At 39.0% G+C, this 19,495-nt stretch carries 20 protein-coding genes; 7 read left to right on the top strand and 13 right to left on the bottom strand.

Annotated features, from left to right (window positions below; translation table 11 throughout):
• The first annotated feature begins 28 nt into the window (after positions 1 to 28).
• On the top strand, positions 29 to 1,333 hold the full coding sequence (pncB, locus tag ABD917_RS01505; RefSeq protein WP_345118317.1) for a nicotinate phosphoribosyltransferase: 1,305 nt from the start codon (positions 29 to 31) through the stop codon (positions 1,331 to 1,333).
• A gap of 661 nt (positions 1,334 to 1,994) precedes the next feature.
• Here the strand turns inward: pncB and ABD917_RS01500 are convergent.
• The 10 genes from ABD917_RS01500 to nth form a co-directional block, all read right to left on the bottom strand.
• A complete protein-coding gene (locus ABD917_RS01500; protein ID WP_345118316.1) occupies positions 1,995 to 2,381 on the bottom strand; it encodes a YbaN family protein in 387 nt (128 codons plus the stop codon).
• A 379-nt stretch (positions 2,382 to 2,760) separates the two neighbouring features.
• Positions 2,761 to 3,666, bottom strand: coding sequence for a metal ABC transporter permease (locus tag ABD917_RS01495; RefSeq protein WP_345118315.1), 906 nt, complete (start codon positions 3,664 to 3,666; stop codon positions 2,761 to 2,763).
• Positions 3,663 to 4,529 carry a metal ABC transporter permease gene (locus ABD917_RS01490; protein WP_345118314.1) on the bottom strand — a complete coding sequence of 289 codons (867 nt, stop codon included), beginning with the start codon at positions 4,527 to 4,529 and terminating at the stop codon, positions 3,663 to 3,665. Before ABD917_RS01490 ends, ABD917_RS01495 begins: the two co-directional genes overlap by 4 nt.
• The gene (locus ABD917_RS01485; protein WP_345118313.1) at positions 4,526 to 5,356 is read right to left on the bottom strand and encodes a manganese/iron ABC transporter ATP-binding protein; all 831 of its coding nucleotides are present in this window, start codon (positions 5,354 to 5,356) and stop codon (positions 4,526 to 4,528) included. The genes ABD917_RS01490 and ABD917_RS01485 overlap by 4 nt, the downstream gene beginning before the upstream one ends.
• On the bottom strand, positions 5,353 to 6,261 hold the full coding sequence (locus ABD917_RS01480; protein ID WP_345118312.1) for a metal ABC transporter substrate-binding protein: 909 nt from the start codon (positions 6,259 to 6,261) through the stop codon (positions 5,353 to 5,355). The genes ABD917_RS01485 and ABD917_RS01480 overlap by 4 nt, the downstream gene beginning before the upstream one ends.
• Before the next feature lie 287 nt (positions 6,262 to 6,548).
• On the bottom strand, positions 6,549 to 8,963 hold the full coding sequence (gene pheT / locus ABD917_RS01475; RefSeq protein WP_345118311.1) for a phenylalanine--tRNA ligase subunit beta: 2,415 nt from the start codon (positions 8,961 to 8,963) through the stop codon (positions 6,549 to 6,551).
• A 32-nt stretch (positions 8,964 to 8,995) separates the two neighbouring features.
• The gene (pheS, locus tag ABD917_RS01470) at positions 8,996 to 10,081 is read right to left on the bottom strand and encodes a phenylalanine--tRNA ligase subunit alpha (protein WP_345118310.1); all 1,086 of its coding nucleotides are present in this window, start codon (positions 10,079 to 10,081) and stop codon (positions 8,996 to 8,998) included.
• 97 nt (positions 10,082 to 10,178) lie between these two features.
• Positions 10,179 to 10,580, bottom strand: a complete 402-nt coding sequence (gene rplT, locus ABD917_RS01465) for a 50S ribosomal protein L20 (protein ID WP_345118309.1) — start codon at positions 10,578 to 10,580, stop codon at positions 10,179 to 10,181.
• 33 nt (positions 10,581 to 10,613) lie between these two features.
• Positions 10,614 to 10,817: a 50S ribosomal protein L35 gene (gene rpmI / locus ABD917_RS01460; protein WP_345118308.1), complete on the bottom strand. Its 204-nt coding sequence runs from the start codon at positions 10,815 to 10,817 to the stop codon at positions 10,614 to 10,616.
• Positions 10,818 to 11,011: 194 nt separating this feature from the next.
• Complete coding sequence (nth, locus tag ABD917_RS01455; protein ID WP_345118307.1) at positions 11,012 to 11,752, bottom strand: endonuclease III; 741 nt, start codon at positions 11,750 to 11,752, stop codon at positions 11,012 to 11,014.
• A 119-nt stretch (positions 11,753 to 11,871) separates the two neighbouring features.
• Here nth and ABD917_RS01450 point away from each other — a divergent pair, with 119 nt between their 5' ends.
• Both ABD917_RS01450 and ABD917_RS01445 read left to right on the top strand, forming a co-directional pair.
• Positions 11,872 to 12,297: an Hsp20 family protein gene (locus ABD917_RS01450; RefSeq protein ID WP_345118306.1), complete on the top strand. Its 426-nt coding sequence runs from the start codon at positions 11,872 to 11,874 to the stop codon at positions 12,295 to 12,297.
• Between the two features lie 33 nt (positions 12,298 to 12,330).
• Positions 12,331 to 12,582: a BQ00720 family protein gene (locus tag ABD917_RS01445; protein WP_345118305.1), complete on the top strand. Its 252-nt coding sequence runs from the start codon at positions 12,331 to 12,333 to the stop codon at positions 12,580 to 12,582.
• Positions 12,583 to 13,460: 878 nt separating this feature from the next.
• On the opposite strand, the gene ABD917_RS01440 is transcribed toward ABD917_RS01445, so the two are convergent.
• Together ABD917_RS01440 and ABD917_RS01435 are read right to left on the bottom strand one after the other, a co-directional pair.
• The gene (locus tag ABD917_RS01440; RefSeq protein WP_345118304.1) at positions 13,461 to 14,048 is read right to left on the bottom strand and encodes a transglycosylase SLT domain-containing protein; all 588 of its coding nucleotides are present in this window, start codon (positions 14,046 to 14,048) and stop codon (positions 13,461 to 13,463) included.
• A 104-nt stretch (positions 14,049 to 14,152) separates the two neighbouring features.
• A complete protein-coding gene (locus ABD917_RS01435) occupies positions 14,153 to 15,337 on the bottom strand; it encodes a DNA recombination protein RmuC (RefSeq protein ID WP_345118303.1) in 1,185 nt (394 codons plus the stop codon).
• A 91-nt stretch (positions 15,338 to 15,428) separates the two neighbouring features.
• Here ABD917_RS01435 and def point away from each other — a divergent pair, with 91 nt between their 5' ends.
• Genes def through truA form a run of 3 tightly spaced genes read left to right on the top strand, consistent with a single transcriptional unit; the run spans position 15,429 to position 17,633 of the window.
• Positions 15,429 to 15,959: a peptide deformylase gene (def, locus tag ABD917_RS01430; RefSeq protein WP_345118390.1), complete on the top strand. Its 531-nt coding sequence runs from the start codon at positions 15,429 to 15,431 to the stop codon at positions 15,957 to 15,959.
• Positions 15,959 to 16,888 (top strand): methionyl-tRNA formyltransferase, encoded by a 930-nt coding sequence (gene fmt, locus ABD917_RS01425; protein WP_345118302.1) that lies wholly within the window; start codon positions 15,959 to 15,961, stop codon positions 16,886 to 16,888. Before def ends, fmt begins: the two co-directional genes overlap by 1 nt.
• A gap of 1 nt (position 16,889) precedes the next feature.
• Positions 16,890 to 17,633, top strand: a complete 744-nt coding sequence (gene truA, locus ABD917_RS01420; protein ID WP_345118301.1) for a tRNA pseudouridine(38-40) synthase TruA — start codon at positions 16,890 to 16,892, stop codon at positions 17,631 to 17,633.
• 32 nt (positions 17,634 to 17,665) lie between these two features.
• On the opposite strand, the gene ABD917_RS01415 is transcribed toward truA, so the two are convergent.
• Positions 17,666 to 18,529, bottom strand: a complete 864-nt coding sequence (locus ABD917_RS01415) for an LOG family protein (RefSeq protein ID WP_345118300.1) — start codon at positions 18,527 to 18,529, stop codon at positions 17,666 to 17,668.
• A gap of 112 nt (positions 18,530 to 18,641) precedes the next feature.
• Here ABD917_RS01415 and dapD point away from each other — a divergent pair, with 112 nt between their 5' ends.
• Positions 18,642 to 19,490 (top strand): 2,3,4,5-tetrahydropyridine-2,6-dicarboxylate N-succinyltransferase, encoded by an 849-nt coding sequence (gene dapD, locus ABD917_RS01410; protein WP_345118299.1) that lies wholly within the window; start codon positions 18,642 to 18,644, stop codon positions 19,488 to 19,490.
• The last annotated feature ends 5 nt before the right edge of the window (positions 19,491 to 19,495 follow it).

Below are 19,495 nucleotides of genomic sequence, written 5' to 3'. Positions count from 1 at the left end.
ATTCTATGAGATTGAAAGAACGAGGGTTATGAATCATCCAGATATTGCGAGGCGTGTTTATAATCATACTTGGAAACTCGATCCTATTATTCGTTCATTGCTTGATACGGATTTTTATAAACTTCTTATGGTACAAATGATCTGGGGGCTTTATCCTCATGTCAATGTTACCTTCTCCCTGATAAACCGCAGCAAAACAATACGTCTTGCCGATGATATTGATGAGGGTGAACTGCGTGCCCAACTTGATCACGCCTTGAGCTTGCGCTTTACGAAAAAAGAAATGATTTGGCTTGCTGGTAATACATTTTATGGGCGTAAACAAATTTTCGAACCAGATTTTCTTCATTGGCTTGAAAACTTTCAACTCCCAGAATATGAACTTACCCGCAAAGATGGCCAATATATCCTTCATTTTCATGGTCCGTGGGCTCATAGCTCCATGTGGGAAATCCCCGCTCTTGCTATTATCAGTGAATTGCGTTCACGTGCCGCTATGAAAAACCTCGATCGTTTTGCTCTCGATGTGCTTTATGCACGCGCTAAAGCAAAAATGTGGAGTAAAGTTGAACGCCTAAAAAAATTACCTGATATTAAAATATCTGATTTTGGTACAAGGCGTCGCCATTCTTTTTTATGGCAACGCTGGTGTATTGAAGCATTAAAAGAGGGTATTGGTAATTCTTTTACTGGAACTTCTAATGTTCTTTTAGCCATGGATACAGATTTAGAAGCTCTTGGAACCAATGCCCATGAATTACCCATGGTCATTGCTGCTCTTGCCAACAATGATAATGATTTACGTAGAGCACCCTATCAAGTCTTGCAAGATTGGAACCGTTATTATGGTGGAAATCTTCTTATTGTTTTACCAGATACCTTTGGTACAGAAGCATTTTTGCGCAATGCACCAGATTGGGTATCTGACTGGACGGGTTTTCGACCTGACAGTGCTCCACCTATTGAGGGAGGTGAACGCATTATTAACTGGTGGAAAGAAAAGGGAAAAGATCCACATGAAAAATTATTGATTTTTTCCGATGCACTTGATGTTGATACAATTGAAAAAACCTATCACCACTTCCATGGAAGAGTGCGCATGAGTTTTGGCTGGGGAACAGACTTGACAAATGATTTTTCAGGCTGTTCCCCACAAGAAATTGTAACTTTTGATGCCCTGTCCCTTGTTTGTAAAGTCACCAAGGCCAATGGTCAACCAGCCGTAAAACTTTCAGATAATCCCGAGAAAACTATCGGTGATCCGAAAGAAATACAGCGTTATATCAACTTTTTTGGCAATGAAAAACGTATTGCGAGATCTATAAAAACTTAGCTTCTCGCTAACTTAAAAAATGATTATATTGATTATCATGATAATTCCCTGTTTGGAATGAGAATACAACGTAAAACAATTTCTTATTTCAAGTGTTTGTCATTATATAAAAAATCTATTACTTGTATGTCATAAAAAGAATGAATCTATGCATAAAAACTTTTTGAAAAAAGACTTGATTACTTTGTCTGAACTCTCTGTAAGGTAAAATACATATAACACGAGCACAACCTTCAGATAATAGATGATCTGTTACTTTATAAATAAAAAATGATGATGCTTAAAAGAGCTCTCGTCATACTATTCATAGAAAATATTGAAAACTAAAAGAGTATAAAGTGCATCATTGATGGATAGGGTGAATGTAGATTGTGTTACCATTGATTTGCAAAAATACTCACCTATGAACGTAGCTCTCATTTCTTATCAAGATATTTTACGCATATTGAGTTATAAGGTATTTGCAGATAATCTTTTTTTCATACAATTATTTTACCCCCATGTTATCTTATCATAAATTGTCCTAAAAGCATTCTCTTATAGATATCCTTATTATATAAGCATTCCCTCAAATTTTGGAGTCAAAAAACTATCATATAACTCTCACAAACCTGCGAAAATCAAAAAACTTCTCGGTTTATAAGTCCTTTACTTTCTCTCATTATGAGGATGGACGGGTTATAATATAAAAAACAATAAACAGTAAAACTGCAGCAACCAATAAAGCAATCCACAAAGCAGGATGCGTTATCACTAAAAAAGATAAAAAACCACCTGCTATACTTACCAGTGCCAAAACTTTCACAAATGTAGAAATGGCTCTCTTTTCTTCCCATTGCTTAATGGGTGGGCCAAAAATGCGGTGATTATTCAGCCAACGATGAAAACGTGGCGATGAACGCGCAAAACACCATGAAGCAATTAATAAAAATGGCACAGTTGGCATAATAGGCAGTATTATACCAATAATTGCCAATATAATCATTGCCCAACCTGTTACATAATAGCAAATACGCAAAGGGTGAGATATTTTAAAATCTTTTTTCATCCTCTCGTACTATTTCTCTCCATATTTTCCTGCTTTTTGCACGCTCTAGAGCACAATCATTTATATTACTTTACTCGCAAGTGTATTTTCTTCAATATCTTCTTCTAAAGCAAAAACAGCTTACGCAATATGATGATCATTTTTAAATTTTCAAGAAATATGAATAAATTTTTAGAAAAATAAAAAATAAAAAGGCTGCAGAATAACTCAATGCAGCCTCTTAATTATGAATGCAGTGTTGGGGGGGGGGAGAATACATACTGCATTCATTCGCTAGATGTTAGGAGGAAAATAACCTAGCGGGGTGCTTTCTATTTAAAACAAACATAAGAGACAATACACAAAAATGCATGGCTGATATGCATGAACTTTAGCAACCTCAAATTTCCTGAACCGCAGCGCGACGAAAAAAAACTGACATGGAAATCGCAATAAAAATCAATGTCAAAATCAATACGATCGTAGAAGCAGAATCAGAACCAATAAACAAACTGAGATAAATTCCTAAAAAACCAGAAAAAGCTGCAACAAGTATAGCAATCACCAACATAAAAGAAAACCGCTTCGTAATAAGATAAGCAATTGCTCCTGGTGCTATGAGTAAAGAAATAACCAGAACAATGCCAACAGCTTTCAAAGCTGCAACAATCGTAAGAGAAATCATTGTTAAAAGGGTATAGTGAAGTAACGATATCCGCAATCCCATTGCACGACCTTGAACGGAATCAAAAATATACAGCATAAAATCGCGCCATTTTGCTCCTAAAATAAAAGTAACAAGAGCAGAAATAATTGCTGTCTGTGTAATATCAAGCCAGTTAACACCCAATAAATTACCAAATAGAATATGATTCAAATCTAAACTGCTATAGATAGATGTTGCCAAAACAAGCCCTAAACCAAACATCGATGAAAAAACAACACCCATCACTGTATCCTGTTTGATCCGGCTATTGCTCCCTAAAAAACCTGTTGCAAGCGCGCAAACCATACCCGCAACGAAAGCACCGCAAGTAATCAAAGTCATGGTGATATTTTCTGAACGCATATGCTGAAGCCAAGCAAATGGTAAAGAAGTCAAAAATGCTATCACCCATGGCGTTGTCATATAACCAACAACAACACCAGGAAAAACAGCATGAGAAATGGCATCACCTAACAGCGCCCATCCCTTCAAAATAAGAAAACAAGAAAGCATCGCCATAGGAACAGAAAGGATCACAACAATAAGCATGCCTTTCAACATAAAAGAAAACTGAAAAGGAAGTAGTAATTGATCCATCATGACAATATCATACCTTTTTTGGCCGCATTTATACGCAAACGTGCAGCAATAAACCCATGTTTAGGAGCAAAAATAAAAGCTAACATAAACAAAAATGCTTGAAACAGCACAACAACACCACCTGTTTGTGCATTTAAAAAGTAACTCACATAAACACCTAATACGCTTGTAAATGTCCCAATTATAACTGCTATGACCAAAACATTTATAAAGCGATCACTTAAAAGATAAGCTGTTGCTCCAGGCGTCACAACAAGGCAAATCACCAAGAATGCTCCAACTGTTTGCATAGCAGCAACAGTACAGGCGGCAAGCAACGTGAAAAAGAGAATCTTTAAAAACTTTACGTTTAATCCAATGGCACGCGCATGCGTTTCATCAAATAAAGAAACAAGAAGATCTTTCCATTTTAAAAGCAAGATAAATAAAGAGAAAAAACCAATAAAGGCCAATTGTATAATATCTGATGAACTGACTGCTAAAATATTTCCTAAAACGATTGTATCAATATTCACAGCCATTGGCTTTAATGATTTAAGAAACAACCCAAAAGCAAAAAAGGAAGAAAAAATGAGACCAATAATCGTATCTTCTTTTAGTTTTGTCCGTTGATTAAAAAACAGCATCGCTGCTGCAGCAAGTCCACCAGAAAAAAAAGCTCCAAGCGAAAAAGGTAACCCTAAAAGGTAAGCCCCTGCGACACCAGGAACAATCGAATGAGAAAGCGCATCACCAATAAGCGACCAACCTTTTAACATCAAAAAAGCAGAAAGAAAGGCACAAACACACCCAACTAACCCAGAAACCCACATCGCATTAACCATATACTGATAGCTCAGTGGTTCAAGCAACCAAGAAATCATGCAACATGCTCCATTCTTTGAATATTCTCATGAACGACAGAGCGTTTGTCCCCCATGAAACCATCACCTGTGCTCACACCTTGAAGATCAAAAATATGATGATGCAAAGCACCACCAAAGGTTTTCTCCAGATTTTCCTTTGTAAAGACGGTTTCAGTTAACCCAGAAGCCAAAACTGTTCCCTTAATTAAAACCGTGTGGTCACAAAATTCACGAACAGAACCTAAGTTATGCGTAGAAACTAATATCACCGCTCCTTCTTTACGAAGATCTTGTAACAAAGCAATGATTTTATCTTCTGTTGTGACATCAACCCCTGTAAATGGTTCATCTAATAAAATCGCTTTAGCTTGCTGGGCAAGAGCACGTGCTAGAAAAACACGCTTTTTCTGCCCACCAGAAAGTTCGCCAATTTGGCGCTTGGCAAATGCCAACATATCAACCCGTTCTAATGCGACACGAACAGCTTCATAATCTCGTGTTCGTGCATAGCGAAAGAAATTCATATGACCATACCGCCCCATCAAAACAACATCTTCAACCAGAACAGGAAAATTCCAATCAACATCCTCACTCTGGGGAACATAAGCAATAAGGTTTTTTTTCAAAGCCGTATCAACGGGCAAACCAAACATACGAATTTTCCCTTTTGAAGGGCGTACAAACCCCATAATAGCTTTAAATAACGTTGATTTACCTGATCCATTCACGCCAACTAATGCCGTAATAGAACCTGTTGGGCTTTCAAAATTTACTTCTCGTAAAGCTGTATGTCCATTATGATAAGTTACCGTCACCCCTTGGGCAAATATTCCAGATCCCGTCATTGGATTTTTACTCCCTCTAATAAGGCATTGCTAATACGTCCAGTTGTGACGCGTAATAAATCGATATAGGTCGGTACTTCACCATTTTTCTCACTCAGAGAGTCAACATAAAGCACACCACCATATTGAGCTCCTGTTTCCCTGGCAACTTGTTTAGCAGGTGCAGGAGAGATCGTGCTTTCAGAAAAGACGGCATGGATATCGTATTTACGAACCATATCAATAACATGCTTAACCTGTTGTGGTGTTCCTTGCTGATCAGCATTAATGGGCCATAAATAGAGTTCTTTTAAATCAAAATCACGCGCTAAATAGCTAAATGCACCCTCACTAGTTACAAGCCAACGCTTATCTTGCGGTACTGCTTCTAACGCAGACCTGATTGGATCAATCGTTGCACGAATCTTCTGCTTATAAATTTCCGCATTTTCTTTATAAATAGCAGCATGCTCAGGATCATATTTTACAAAAGCATCGCGAATATTATCAACGTAGATCAGAGCAGAAGTTGGTGACATCCAAGCATGAGGATTTGGCTTGCCACTAAAGGGACCTTCACCAATTGTAATGGGTACGACACCTTTTGAAACAACCACACTTGGAATATCCTTGATGTTTTGAAAAAACTTTTCAAACCAAAGCTCTAACTCTAATCCATTCCAAAATATAAGGTTTGCTCCTTGCGCGCGCATAAGATCACGAGGTGTTGGTTGATATTCATGAATTTCAGCACCTGGTTTCGTGATTGATTCAACATCAGCGACATCACCTGCTACATTGCGCGCCATATCAGCAATAATAGTAAATGTTGTAACAGCTTTAAATTTATCAGCACACAAAGCAAAATTAGGGGTAAATAAAACAACACTTCCAAAAACTATAGCGAAAAACCTTCTTATGTTCATTGCTTCTCTCTTTCTTTCATATGCCCTCTATTTATTGCGAATAATTTGCATTATCATTTAGCAATAGCAGTTATCTTTTACATTTGCAATGAAGGATTATTAGAAATAATAACTTTTCAAGATGTTTAAAACAGTCTTTTTCACCTTGAAAATCTTGATGATTTAAAGTGAGCATGCATTGATAGGGAAATCCCTTTTCCAGAAGCTCTATCGTTCTTGAATGCAAAAAAGGGAGCATTTAAAAGTGCTCCCAATTCATAAGAATTGTCCAAGAAAAAATGAAAATATCAACAACGCAAATATGCGCCTGTCATCTTTGTAACATTCTCTACTACTTTCAAGGCAAGACCTTCTAGATCTTTATCCGTAAGAGTCCGTTCCATGGGTTGAAGAGTTACTTCAATGGCAACAGATTTTTTATCTTCACCAAGGCTTGAATCTTCAAAAACATCAAAAACCTGTACAGAATGAATAAGCTTTTTATCCGCCCCGCTCGCAGCACGCACGATAAGAGAAGAAGTAACTGTTTTATCAACGATAAAGGCAAAATCACGCCGCACCATTTGGAAAGGCGATAATTTCAATGGAGGACGACTTTTTGTTGTTTTTTTCTTTGACTCTGGAATTTGATCAAGAAAAATTTCAAAACCACAGACAGGGCCACTGACATCTAATTTTTCCAATGTAGCAGGATGAAAAATACCAAAAAAACCAAGGACAATCTTTGATCCAAGCTTTATGACCCCCGAACGGCCAGGATGATACCAATCAGGTGCTCCAACTTCAATTTGTAGCTTGCCACTCTCTATACCACATGCTTCTAAAACAGCCAATGCATCGGCTTTTGCACCAAAAATATCAACGACTTTTGCATTTCCATCCCAAAAGCGTCCTGCCCCTTCAAAGTGTTCTGTTCCACGACGAATACCACCAACGACACGGTGTTGTTTATCAGGAGTATCACTTTCATAGATATTGGAAACTTCAAACAAAGCAAGATCTGGAAAACCACGATCAGCATTGCGCTGCGCTGCCACCAACAAACCAGGCAAAAGAGAAGGACGCATAACGGACATATCAGCAGAAATAGGATTTACTAATTTGAGCTTTGCTTGACCACCTCCAAAAGCTAGCGCCTGATTTTCAGAAATAAAAGACCAAGTGACAGCCTCCTTCATACCACGATGTGCTAAAACCAAACGTGCAACACGCGCACGAAGTTGAGAAATTGTTAAAATTGGACCTTTGTTTTCTGTAAAATGTTCCAATGGAATAGGCTTAATTTTATCTAGCCCATAAATCCTCATTACCTCTTCTACTAAATCGGCTTTACCAGCAATATCAGGGCGCCATGTCGGCACTTTAACCGTAACCACATCTCCTTTTCCTTCAACACAAAAGCCAAGCTTTGTTAAAATAATGACAGCTTGTTCACGCTCTATTGGCAAATTTGTTAAACGTTTAATTTCAGAAAAAGGAAAAGCAATCTGTTTAATTTCTGGTTGCTGATAACCAACAGTCCTCTTTTTTGATATTTTACCACCGCAAAGGCCCAAAGCGAATTCTGTTGCAATTTCAAGCCCTGTTTCCATAAAAGCAGGATCAACACCTCGTTCAAACCGATAACGAGCATCACTGATAAGACCTAATGCGCGACCCGTTTGCGCAATACTCTGCGCATCCCAAAGCGCTGACTCAATAATAACGCGTCGTGTCGTCTCATCACAATTCGTTCGCTCACCACCCATGATACCAGCAATGGAAACAACCCCTTCTTCATCGGCAATGACACAATCTTTCACACTCAAATGATAGGTTTTTCCATTAAGCGCTTGAAGCTGTTCCCCTTCCCGTGCACAACGTACATGCAAATTGCCTTTAATCTTATCAGCATCAAAAACATGAAGCGGACGACCAAGATCAAAAATGATGTAATTGGTCATATCAACCAGCGCATTAATCGGTCTTAAACCTATGGCATTTAAGCGCTGTTGCATCCATTGCGGTGAGGCACCATTTTGAACATCACACACTTCACGCCAAGCAAAACCTAAACATAATGGCGCACTTTGCGAAAAATCTAAAGAAACATCCAATGATGTCTCAAAGCTCGCATCGAGTTGTGGTAAGGATAATTCCTTTAATTTTCCAATTCCAGTAGCAGCAAGATCACGGGCAATGCCGCGAACACCCGTGCAATCAGAACGATTAGGAGTCAAACTAATATCAATAATCGGATCATCTAAACCGGCGTAAACCGCAAAAGATTCCCCAATCGGTGCATCTTCTGGCAGCTCGATGATCCCATCCTGTTCACCTGATAATTCAAGCTCAGCCTCCGAACACATCATCCCAAAACTTTCAACACCGCGAATTTTACCTATCGATAATGTCACATCAAGTCCTGGTACATAAGTGCCTGGTAAAGCAAGAACACCCACAAGCCCAGCACGTGCATTTGGTGCCCCACAGATAACTTGTAGAGGTGTACCAGACCCTGTATCTACCGATAAAATCTGAAGTTTATCTGCATCAGGATGTTTTACTGCCGTTAAAACTTTCGCAATGACAAAAGCTTTTAAAGAAGAACGGTCATCAACATAATCAACCTCAAGACCTATAGCCGTTAGCTTCTCACAAATTTCATCTAAAGATGCATCTGTTTCTAAGTGATCTTGTATCCACGACAATGTAATTTTCATTTTTAAACCTCACATCAAAGCTTCTTACAAGATCACACATTTGTTAAATTAGGAAAAAAAGCAGGCATATCAAAACAGCGAAAGCCATAATGATCTAACCAACGCAGATCAGCATCAAAAAACGCCCGTAAATCAGGCATACCGTATTTCAACATAGCAATGCGATCAATGCCCATGCCCCATGCAAAACCCTGATACTCATCGGGATCTAAACCAACATTCTTTAACACATGAGGATGAACCATTCCGCATCCTAAGATTTCCAGCCAATCCTGCCCTTCCCCGAATTTTACTTCCGAACCAGAACGATCACATTGAATATCGACTTCCATAGATGGTTCGGTAAAAGGAAAAAAAGAAGGGCGAAAACGCATCTTGACAGAGGGAACTTCAAAAAAAGCCTTACAAAAAGTTTCATGAAGCCACATCATATGTGCAATCGTAGAGGTTTTATCAATAACAAGTCCTTCTACCTGATGAAACATTGGAGAATGCGTTGCATCTGAATCCATACGATAGGTTTTCCCAGGAATAATAATGCGTATCGGAGCCTTTTGCTTTTCCATGGTACGAATTTGTACAGGGGATGTATGGGTGCGCAATAATTTCCGCTCTCCTGTTTTATCAACATCAAAAAAGAAAGTATCGTGCATTTCGCGCGCTGGATGACCTTCAGGAAAATTCAATGCCGTAAAATTATAATAATCTGTTTCAATATCTGGACCCTCTGCAAGAGAAAAACCCATTTTTGTATAAATAGCTATAATTTCCTCAATAACCTGTGAGATAGGATGTATACGCCCCCGTTCCATAGGCGAAGAACGCACAGGTAAAGTAACATCAACTGTTTCACGAGACAGACGCGCATCTATTGCTTGGCGTTTTAGAAGATTGCGTCTTTGAGACCATAATTCTACAATGCGATTTTTTAAGCCATTAAGAGCTGGCCCAACTTTTTGGCGCTCCTCAGCATCCATCTTCCCTAATGCTTTTAATTTTTCGGAAATACTGCCTTTTTTGCCTAACACTGCGATACGCACTGCTTCAAGCGCTTGTTCATCGCGAGCCCCCTCTAAAGCTAAACAAATTTCTTGTTCCAAACGCTCAATGTCGCTCATATTTTCGCCTACTGTTTTTGAATAGAAAAAATCCCGCACTCGCAACAACCAGTACGGGATCCCAAATAAATGAATGCGTTAAGAGAACACGACCGGCTTATTTGACAGCGCCTTCAAAAGCATTAGGCGTTGTGTCTTTCAAATATTCCAAAGCCTTCTTTGCAGAAGCAACCAAAGCAGAAAATGCAACCTTTTCATGAATTGCTATATCTGAAAGAACTTTACGATCAACCTCAATACCCGCTTTTGATAAGCCATCAATAAAGCGCCCATAAGTTAAACCTTCTGCGCGAACCGCCGCATTAATTCTCTGAATCCACAAAGCACGGAAATTACGTTTCCTATTTTTACGATCACGATAAGCGTACTGCTTCGAACGATCAACTGCTGCCTTAGCGGCACGAATGGTATTTTTACGACGACCATAAAAACCTTCAGCCTGTTTCAAAACTTTTTTGTGTTTAGCGTGCGCTGTTACACCTCTTTTTACACGTGCCATGTAATACTCTCCTAAAAATCAAAAGCGTAAGGTTTAAAAACCATTTGGCAAATAATATTGAACAACTTTTTTAGCATCTGGTTCACTCAAAACCATTGTCCCACGTGCATCGCGAATAAATTTATTCGAACGTTTAATCATGCCGTGGCGTTTACCAGCAGCTGCTACTTTAACTTTGCCTGACGCAGTGATTTTAAACCGCTTTTTAGCGGATGATTTGGTCTTCATCTTGGGCATTTTGCTACTCCATACAATATTTGTTTATTCATACAATTCTATTTTATTCCACCTAATTCTACTCAATTAAAGTGGGAACTCATTCACTCAAGCGGACCAACGCTCGAACAAGCATTTAAACAGCCACGGCATGCCCTGCCGGACGGTTCCAGAGACATTTCATAAGCTAGTATACACAAAATAGCAAGAGCGTATCAAAAAAAAATGGGAGACCCATTGCCTTGAACTTCAACCAAAGGTGCTGGAATTGCATTCGTTTTGATTGCTGCTTTACAGAGATCAGCAATAATGCATTGCATACATTGTGCTTTACGTGCTTGGCAAATATAACGCCCATGTAAAATAAGCCAATGATGCGCATGACGAAGATAATGGGCCGGTATAATCTTTAGCAGTTTTTCTTCAACAACCTCTGGCGTTTTACCAAGCGCTAAACCAAGACGGTTGCTAAGGCGTAAAATATGCGTATCTACCGCCAACGTGGGCTGACCAAAAGCAATATTCAAAACAACATTAGCCGTTTTACGCCCCACGCCAGGAAGGGACATAAGTGCTTCACGCGTATTGGGGACTTGACCACCATAGTGATCAATTAAAAAACGGCAAAGTGCATAAACATTGCGCGCTTTTGCACGCCAAAGGCCAATGGTACGAATATGGCAAGCAATTTCTTCTTCTCCTAAGGCAATCATTTTTTCCGGACAATCCGCGAGGCGAAATAATTCTTTTGTTGCTTTATTAACACTGATATCTGTTGCTTGAGCAGAAAGAACAACAGCAATCAAAAGAGTAAAAACATCTGTATAGATAAGATCACTTTGAGGGGTTGGGCGTTGAACAGAAAAACGGCGAAATATTTCTTCAATTTCATCTTCCCTGTACAATGTTCCAGAAGATTCTCGCGCCTTTGACACTTTTTTTGTCTTTTGAGCCATTAAACTCTCTCAATCTTCTCTCTTGAAGTTATCATCCATACTTGCCATATGAGAAGCATGTAGAAAACACTTTTTATAGAGCTTGGTCAAGAAAAGCCGCTTTGAAGAGGACATTCACAATGACACATGTGACGCCTTTCTCCAATCCCTTTCTGTTAGGATTTGAAACGGTAGAAAAAACATTGCGACGTATTAATAAAGCTGATGAGACTTATCCAGCTTACAATATTGAACGTTTACACAAAAATGATGACACAAATCATATTCGTATAACTTTGGCTGTTGCTGGATTTAAAGTCAATGACCTCAATATCTTGCTCGACGATAATCAACTTATCATTCATGGCAAACAAACAGACAGTCAAAATCATCAATATTTATATCACGGTATAGCAGCGCGCCAATTTCAACGGACCTTTGTTCTCGCCGAGGGAATGGAGGTTATAAATGCAGAGTTGAAAAATGGTCTTTTATCAATTAATCTACACCAACCAAAATCAAAAAAACAAATAAAACAAATTCCGATTAAAGTTAGCGATGCTTAAGTCATAAAAGCCAAAGCGTAGAGGAATAGGGAAATGGGAGAACATAAACAAAGTTTTTCTTTACAGAACATGTTCTGTTCTGAAATGGGACAAATTGCTTATTTAAAAAAAGTTTGTACCGATGACCTCGCTAAAACTTTTCCAGATCTTCCACCAATGACCCCAGGCATTACAATATGGGCTCTTTTTGGTGAAACGGGTTATCCAATCATTTTATCTGATGAACGCTCTATCGCTCTTGCTGGAGCCAATGAGCATGAGCTGCAAATTGTAACTCTACACTAAGCTGTTTTACGAAAAGATATTTTATAAGTTCTATCGATCTTTCTTAAAAAAACTATAGTGATATGTTTTTTTGTAGCTAAATTGGACGGCAAATCATTCCAGCTTCAGAGATGGGAGACTATTTTAATTAAGATATGTGGTTGTGCTTAACTTCGTGCTATCTCTTTAGACTATCAAATCTAACGGTATCTGCTTTTTCTTTTATAGTTTGCTGTTTGGCTTTTATAAAAGATGAGAGCCTTTTTTGATTGTCGCTGTTTTATATATTCTGTTAGCAATCTTTTATATTAAACTTTTTATCTTTTGTTATTGTATTTTCTTTTTAACAAAGATTTTGATAATAATTTCTCAATCACATTCTTAAACAGACTGAAAGAGTTACTTGAACAGAGGGAGATATTTAATTCAATATAAATTTAATATAATGTATCTGATTTATAATGATAATTTGTCGTCTGCATGTCGAATGAGAAACCTAAATATCGTAAGATTCCTTCATCGCAAACCTCTCCCATATTGAATCAATAAACGTATTTTCTGGCATGTTATACGCAAGGCTGGAATATAGATAAGAAACACTAAAAAAGGGGAGCAAATGCCTTTTCTTATGAAGAACCTTAATATAAAGGCTGTCGGCAACATGAGGTGCTAGAAAAATAGTATAATGATTATCACTCGCAGCTTCATAAGCACAAAAACTTTATTGCCAGATAGATCTCAATTCATACCATTCACAAGCTATATTTATGAAATCGCCTTGAAAGCGTGAAGAAATATTTCTTTAAAACCACACCATCATCACTTGGCCCGTGAGAAATTCTGTACTGAAGTAAATTACCAATTCGACTTAATGCTTGTCAGTATTTTCGTAATCCTTCCTAACGCCGCCCACATGCTTTTAGTTGTTGATCATATTGCCTAGACAGGATTGCCATACGCTGTGCGGCCTGTACAAGTGCACCATTTGCATATCCTCGGCTGCGTGCATAAGCACCATGACCCATATGATAATTTAAATAAAGGCTGTAGGCATCATCAAATCTCACACCATTGCGCTCCACACTTTTACGATGATACCAAGCGACAAAATCAGCGGCATCGGCAAAATTTGTACGCCATGCAAAAGATCTGCCCGTAGAACGAAGATACATTGCCCATGTACTGTCAAGCGCTTGAGAATAACCATAAGCTGTCGACCGACGCTTCCATGGAATAAAACCAAGCAATCTTGTGCGTGGAGGACGTGCATTGTGACGAAAGTTCGATTCTAACTGAATGGTTGCAAGAATAATAGGCATAGGAATTCCATAGCGTATTTCTGCTCTTTTGGAGGCCTTTTCCCAATTATCAAAAAAACCATCTTTTTGTGCTAAAATAGCGCAAGCATTGTTTGTATGGATCGGGGTGGTTGTTGCACACCCTTCCAACAAAAACACCAATGCCCCTAAAAACAAAAGGTGTCGCATATTCTCTCTTTTTCTCATGAAGAAATCATGAAAGATGAATACCAAAAAATTATTACCAATCTATAAAGGATATAACGATAATTGTGATGACTAAGAAGCCTATTTTATTCCTCATCAATCAAACGCAATGTTTGTGATTGAGCAGATGTTGTTATTTGCGTTGGTTCAGTATTATCGTCTTTTAAGTGAAAAGTTTCAATACGGTTAGCGCGTTTCATAATTTTCGAGGATGATATTAAAATCCCCTCTATATCTTCACCTGCTTTGTAAAAATGTTTTTGTAATGCGCGAACACGAGTATCCAGTCGTCCAAAATCTTCCATCAATTTTGCTACTTCTGACTGAATCAAATGCGCTTGTTCACGCATCCGCGCATCTTTCATAATGGTTTGTACAACTTGAACGGATAACATCAACAAAGACGGAGATACAATGATCACATGTGCCTTATTGGCTTTTTGTACCAATGGCTCAAAATCCTCATAGATTGTAGCAAAAATCGATTCCGATGGTACAAAGAGAAAAGCCGTATCATGTGTTTCTCCAGGAACAAGATATTTTTGAGCAATATCACGAATATGAACTTCCATATCGCTACGAAATTGGCGTTCTGCCTCTTGACGCTCTTGTGTGGATGCTGCTTTACGCATAGCATTCCAAGCCTCTAGAGGAAATTTAGCATCAACAACCAAGGAAGGTGATTTATTCGGCATATGAATAAGACAATCCGGCCGCTTTCCATTGGAGAGAACTGCCTGAAAAACATAAGCATTTGTTGGTAGAGCATCAGCAATAATTGCTTCCATCCGTCCTTGACCAAAAGTACCGCGCGTTTGCTTATTGCTTAAAATGGCTTGTAATTGAACAACCTGTCCCGTAAGTGACTGAATATTGTTTTGTGCGGCGTCAATGACCGCTAAACGTTCTTGCAAACGATTTAAATTTTCATAAGTCGATTTGGTCTGTACCTGAAGAGTTTGGCCCAAATTGGCTGTCATACCATTGAGTTGTTCACTGAGTGACTTATTCAATTCAGCCTGCCTTTGACCAAAAATTTCTGCCATCGTTTGCATCCGTCCTTGCATTTCAGCTTGTGTTTTGAGCAAGGTAGCCATCTGTATTTGTGCTTCACGAGCATGCTTAGCAACTTCGCTTTCCAAAAATGCCTTTTTCCGGTGAGAATAAATCAATATAAAAAATGCCAAACATACAAGTAGTAATAAAAGCAGAGCACTCAGTCTTGTAAAAGACTCATCAGAGAGCACAAAAGAAAAAAACGAATCAAACATAAGAAACAATATAACGTGCTTATCGCAAAAAAGCGCGAGAATCCGTTATTCAATATTGACCCAAAGCGAACCATTGATTAATCTGTGCCCCATGTCAATGAGATCTTTAGTTATTTTACCTGATCCGATTTTACGGGAAGTATCTAAACCTGTCGAGCATATTGATGAAGCTCTCCAAACGCTTGCTGATGATATGCTGGAAACTATGTATCATGCTCAAGGCGTTGGTCTTGCTGCTATTCAAATTGGTATACCGTTGCGCATGTTGGTTATAGATGTTTCGCAAAATAATGAACAGAAAAATCCGCTTGTTATTATCAATCCAGAAATCTTATGGCTTTCAGAGGAACGTAATATCCACAAAGAGGGTTGTCTTTCTATTCCGGAATATTATGCAGAAGTTGAACGTCCAAAGCGTCTGTGTGTTCACTATCAGGATCGCGAGGGAAAACAAACAGAACTTGAAGCAGATAATCTCTTAGCTACTTGCTTACAGCATGAAATTGATCATTTAAATGGTCGCCTTTTTATTGATCATATTTCAAAAATCAAACGCGATATGGTGATACGAAAATTTAAAAAACGTGCAAAAGAAAAAAATACACAGGATGCAGTATTGTAATGGCATTACGGTTAAGTTTTATGGGAACACCGCATTTTTCTGTTCCTATTTTAAAAGCTTTGTTAGATGCGGGCCATGATGTTGTTGCTGTTTACAGTCAACCTCCTCGCCCAGCAGGACGTCGTGGTCTTAAACTGATCCCATCACCTGTGCAAATTGCAGCAGAAGAAAAATCTATTCCTGTATTCACCCCTCAAACACTCAAAACAACCAAACAACAAGCGCAATTTGCAGAACTTACTGTTGATGTTGCTGTTGTTGTTGCCTATGGCCTTCTCTTACCTAAAGCCATTCTTGAAATACCGCGTTTTGGTTGTTTTAATGCCCACGCTTCACTCTTACCGCGTTGGCGTGGTGCTGCACCTATTCAACGCGCCATTATGGCTGGTGACAAAGAAACGGGAATGATGATTATGAAAATGGATGAAGGGCTTGATACAGGGCCTATCGCTTTATCGCGCTCCACTCCTATCACTGATAACATGACAACCGATGAACTTGCAAATAAGCTTTCATATATCGGTGCAGAACTTATGATAGAAGCTCTATCAGCTCTTGAAAAAGGACGGCTTCAACTTACCCAACAATCAGAAGAAGGCATTACCTATGCCGCTAAAATTGACAAGGAAGAAACCCGCATTGATTGGACAATGCCCGCAGAACATATTCACAGATATATTCGTGCACTCTCTCCCTCTCCTGGTTGTTGGTGTAACATGAATATAGGTGGACGAGAAGAACGTGTAAAAATTCTTGGAAGTCGTCTAACAATGGGTTCTTCTCTTGAAATTGGTCGAATAGAACCAAATTCTTTGATTATCCATTGTGGACAAGGATGCCTTGAAATAACCCATCTGCAAAGATCTGGTGGTAAAGTTCTTGAGTGCGCAACATTTTTGCGAGGTGCTCATATTTCTTCTGTTTGTTGATATGCCACGTTTTAAACTTACTCTCGAATATGATGGCTCAAATTATGCTGGCTGGCAACGTCAAGCAGAGCTGCACACCATACAAGGAGCTCTTGAACAAGCTATTTTTCTCTTTTGCGGACAGCAATTGACCATCACAACAGCAGGGCGAACGGATGCTGGTGTACATGCTATGGGGCAAGTTGCGCATGTCGATTTTGAAAAAAACTGGCAGACACGTACTGTACGTGATGCTTTGAATGCACATTTGCAAAAACAAGGAGAAAATATTTCAATCTTAAATGTAGAAAATGTCTCTGATGATTTTGATGCACGATTTTCTGCAACCAAACGTCATTACCTTTTTAAAATTCTTAATCGCCGTTCTCCACCGGCTCTCAATGCTAAACGTGTATGGTGGATACCAAAACCCCTTAATGCTGAAATCATGCATGAAGCTGCCCAAAAACTTATAGGAAAACATGATTTTACCACTTTTCGTTCAGCACACTGCCAAGCTAAAAGCCCTATTCGCACCCTTGAACGTCTTGATGTGAAAAGAGAAGAGGACGAGATCCTACTCTATGCACAAGCACGTTCTTTTCTTCATCATCAAATCCGTTCATTTGCAGGAAGCCTTATGCAAGTTGGTATTGGACGTTGGAGAGCACAAGATCTTGAAGCAGCTCTTCATGCTAAAGATCGCACACGTTGTGGTGTTGTCGCACCGCCTTCGGGACTTTATTTGACTAAAGTGGAATATTAACTGTCTTACAAAAATGACTTCTTCAAAAGCAATTAAGGAAGTTTATAAAAACAACGTATTTCTTCAAAGGCTTCTGCTGCAGTGTTGACAAATTTTACCAAATCAACATCGGAGGGAGAAATTGTGCCTTGTTCTGATAAATAGCCCAAATTGATCACATTGTGCCAAAATTCTCTGCCAAACAATAAAATCGGAACCTGTTTCATCCGTCCTGTCTGTATTAAAGTTAATGTCTCAAACAACTCATCTAAAGTACCAAACCCTCCAGGGAAAACCGCTAATGCTTTTGCCCGCATGAGAAAATGCATTTTGCGCATCCCTAAATAATGAAAATTAAAACATAAATGTGGCGTCACATAAGAATTAGGCGCCTGTTCATGGGGTAAAACAACATTCAAACCAACCGTTGGTGCACCGACATCAATCGCACCACGATTTCCTGCTTCCATTATCCCTGGTCCCCCTCCTGTGACAACCACAAATTCACGATATTGTGTGGTAGCAGAATAGCGTGAGCATAAACGTGCAAATTCCCTTGCCTCATCGTAATAATGCGACATAGCATGTAAATTCTTTTTTTGCGTGTCATTTTTTGCTGCCCACGCTGCTTGTCCAGATTCAGGAATACGCGCACCACCAAATAAAACAACTGTTGATTGTATGTCAGATTCTTGAAGCGCTATTTCCGGCTTTAAAAACTCAAGACCAATACGTTGTGAACGTAGTTCTGGACGCATCATAAACTCTTGATCGATATAAGCCAAACGATAAGTGGGTGAACGCATTTGTGCTGAATCAGAAATTTTTTTCACGCGTTGTAGGGCATCCTTCGCATGAAGCAATGGTGTCCAATGGTTTTGTTCTTCTTTATGTTTTTCTTTATAGCCTTTTTTCATGCACCTATCCTATTTCCCTTTCTCATCGTTTTGTTGACTGAACAGATTTCTTCGCGTAGTCCATAGAGTCATAAATATTGAAACTTTCAACTTGTTTAACGGAACTCTGGCCATGTCTCATCTCACGCAACTGGAAATGATTATTGAAAAAGCATTTGACAACCGCAATTCTATCAATACCACCACAAAGGGTGAAATTCGTGAGAGCGTCGAACATACATTAAACCTCCTTGATAACGGAGAATTGCGTGTTGCACAACGCCAAAAAAATGGACAATGGCATGTTCATCAATGGCTGAAAAAAGCTGTTCTTTTATCTTTTCGCCTTAATCCTATGCATATCCTTTCTGGTGGCGTTAATGAATCATATTGGTGGGATAAAGTCTCTTCGAAATTTTCTAGTTGGCAAGAAGCTGACTTTCAAAAAGCCGGTTTTCGCTCCGTTCCCGGAGCAATTGTACGCCATTCTGCCTATATTGCACCAAACGTCATACTTATGCCTTCCTTTGTCAATCTTGGGGCTTTTGTTGATGAAGGCACAATGGTTGATACATGGACTACCGTTGGCTCTTGTGCACAAATTGGTAAACATGTTCATCTTTCTGGGGGTGTTGGCATCGGTGGCGTTTTAGAACCACTGCAAGCAAATCCAACCATTATTGAAGATCATTGCTTTATTGGTGCACGCTCTGAAATCGTTGAAGGTTGCATTATTCGTGAAGGTGCTGTTTTAGGGATGGGGGTCTTTATTGGAAAATCCACAAAGATTATTGATCGAACAACAGGTGAAATTTTTATTGGTGAAGTTCCCCCCTATTCTGTTGTTGTTCCAGGTTCTCTCCCAAGTAAACCACTGCCAAATGGCGAACTAGGTCCAAATCTTTATTGTGCTGTTATCGTAAAGCGCGTTGATCAAAAAACACGAGAAAAAACATCTATTAATGATCTTTTGCGTGATTAAATACA

The sequence above is a fragment of the Bartonella pachyuromydis genome, assembly GCF_039543065.1.
GTDB classification, from domain to species: domain Bacteria; phylum Pseudomonadota; class Alphaproteobacteria; order Rhizobiales; family Rhizobiaceae; genus Bartonella; species Bartonella pachyuromydis.
The sequence above is the reverse complement of the archived record's forward strand: the minus strand, read 5'-3'. Positions and strand labels throughout refer to the sequence as shown.

Bases quoted from the DNA above. Each gene is read 5' to 3' on its own strand.
- pncB (WP_345118317.1), top strand. From the start codon at position 29: ATGAATCATCCAGATATTGCGAGGCGTGTTTATAATCATACTTGGAAA.
- ABD917_RS01500 (WP_345118316.1), bottom strand. From the start codon at position 2,381: ATGAAAAAAGATTTTAAAATATCTCACCCTTTGCGTATTTGCTATTAT.
- ABD917_RS01495 (WP_345118315.1), bottom strand. From the start codon at position 3,666: ATGATGGATCAATTACTACTTCCTTTTCAGTTTTCTTTTATGTTGAAA.
- ABD917_RS01490 (WP_345118314.1), bottom strand. From the start codon at position 4,529: ATGATTTCTTGGTTGCTTGAACCACTGAGCTATCAGTATATGGTTAAT.
- ABD917_RS01485 (WP_345118313.1), bottom strand. From the start codon at position 5,356: ATGACGGGATCTGGAATATTTGCCCAAGGGGTGACGGTAACTTATCAT.
- ABD917_RS01480 (WP_345118312.1), bottom strand. From the start codon at position 6,261: ATGAACATAAGAAGGTTTTTCGCTATAGTTTTTGGAAGTGTTGTTTTA.
- pheT (WP_345118311.1), bottom strand. From the start codon at position 8,963: ATGAAAATTACATTGTCGTGGATACAAGATCACTTAGAAACAGATGCA.
- pheS (WP_345118310.1), bottom strand. From the start codon at position 10,081: ATGAGCGACATTGAGCGTTTGGAACAAGAAATTTGTTTAGCTTTAGAG.
- rplT (WP_345118309.1), bottom strand. From the start codon at position 10,580: ATGGCACGTGTAAAAAGAGGTGTAACAGCGCACGCTAAACACAAAAAA.
- rpmI (WP_345118308.1), bottom strand. From the start codon at position 10,817: ATGCCCAAGATGAAGACCAAATCATCCGCTAAAAAGCGGTTTAAAATC.
- nth (WP_345118307.1), bottom strand. From the start codon at position 11,752: ATGGCTCAAAAGACAAAAAAAGTGTCAAAGGCGCGAGAATCTTCTGGA.
- ABD917_RS01450 (WP_345118306.1), top strand. From the start codon at position 11,872: ATGACACATGTGACGCCTTTCTCCAATCCCTTTCTGTTAGGATTTGAA.
- ABD917_RS01445 (WP_345118305.1), top strand. From the start codon at position 12,331: ATGGGAGAACATAAACAAAGTTTTTCTTTACAGAACATGTTCTGTTCT.
- ABD917_RS01440 (WP_345118304.1), bottom strand. From the start codon at position 14,048: ATGCGACACCTTTTGTTTTTAGGGGCATTGGTGTTTTTGTTGGAAGGG.
- ABD917_RS01435 (WP_345118303.1), bottom strand. From the start codon at position 15,337: ATGTTTGATTCGTTTTTTTCTTTTGTGCTCTCTGATGAGTCTTTTACA.
- def (WP_345118390.1), top strand. From the start codon at position 15,429: ATGTCAATGAGATCTTTAGTTATTTTACCTGATCCGATTTTACGGGAA.
- fmt (WP_345118302.1), top strand. From the start codon at position 15,959: ATGGCATTACGGTTAAGTTTTATGGGAACACCGCATTTTTCTGTTCCT.
- truA (WP_345118301.1), top strand. From the start codon at position 16,890: ATGCCACGTTTTAAACTTACTCTCGAATATGATGGCTCAAATTATGCT.
- ABD917_RS01415 (WP_345118300.1), bottom strand. From the start codon at position 18,529: ATGAAAAAAGGCTATAAAGAAAAACATAAAGAAGAACAAAACCATTGG.
- dapD (WP_345118299.1), top strand. From the start codon at position 18,642: ATGTCTCATCTCACGCAACTGGAAATGATTATTGAAAAAGCATTTGAC.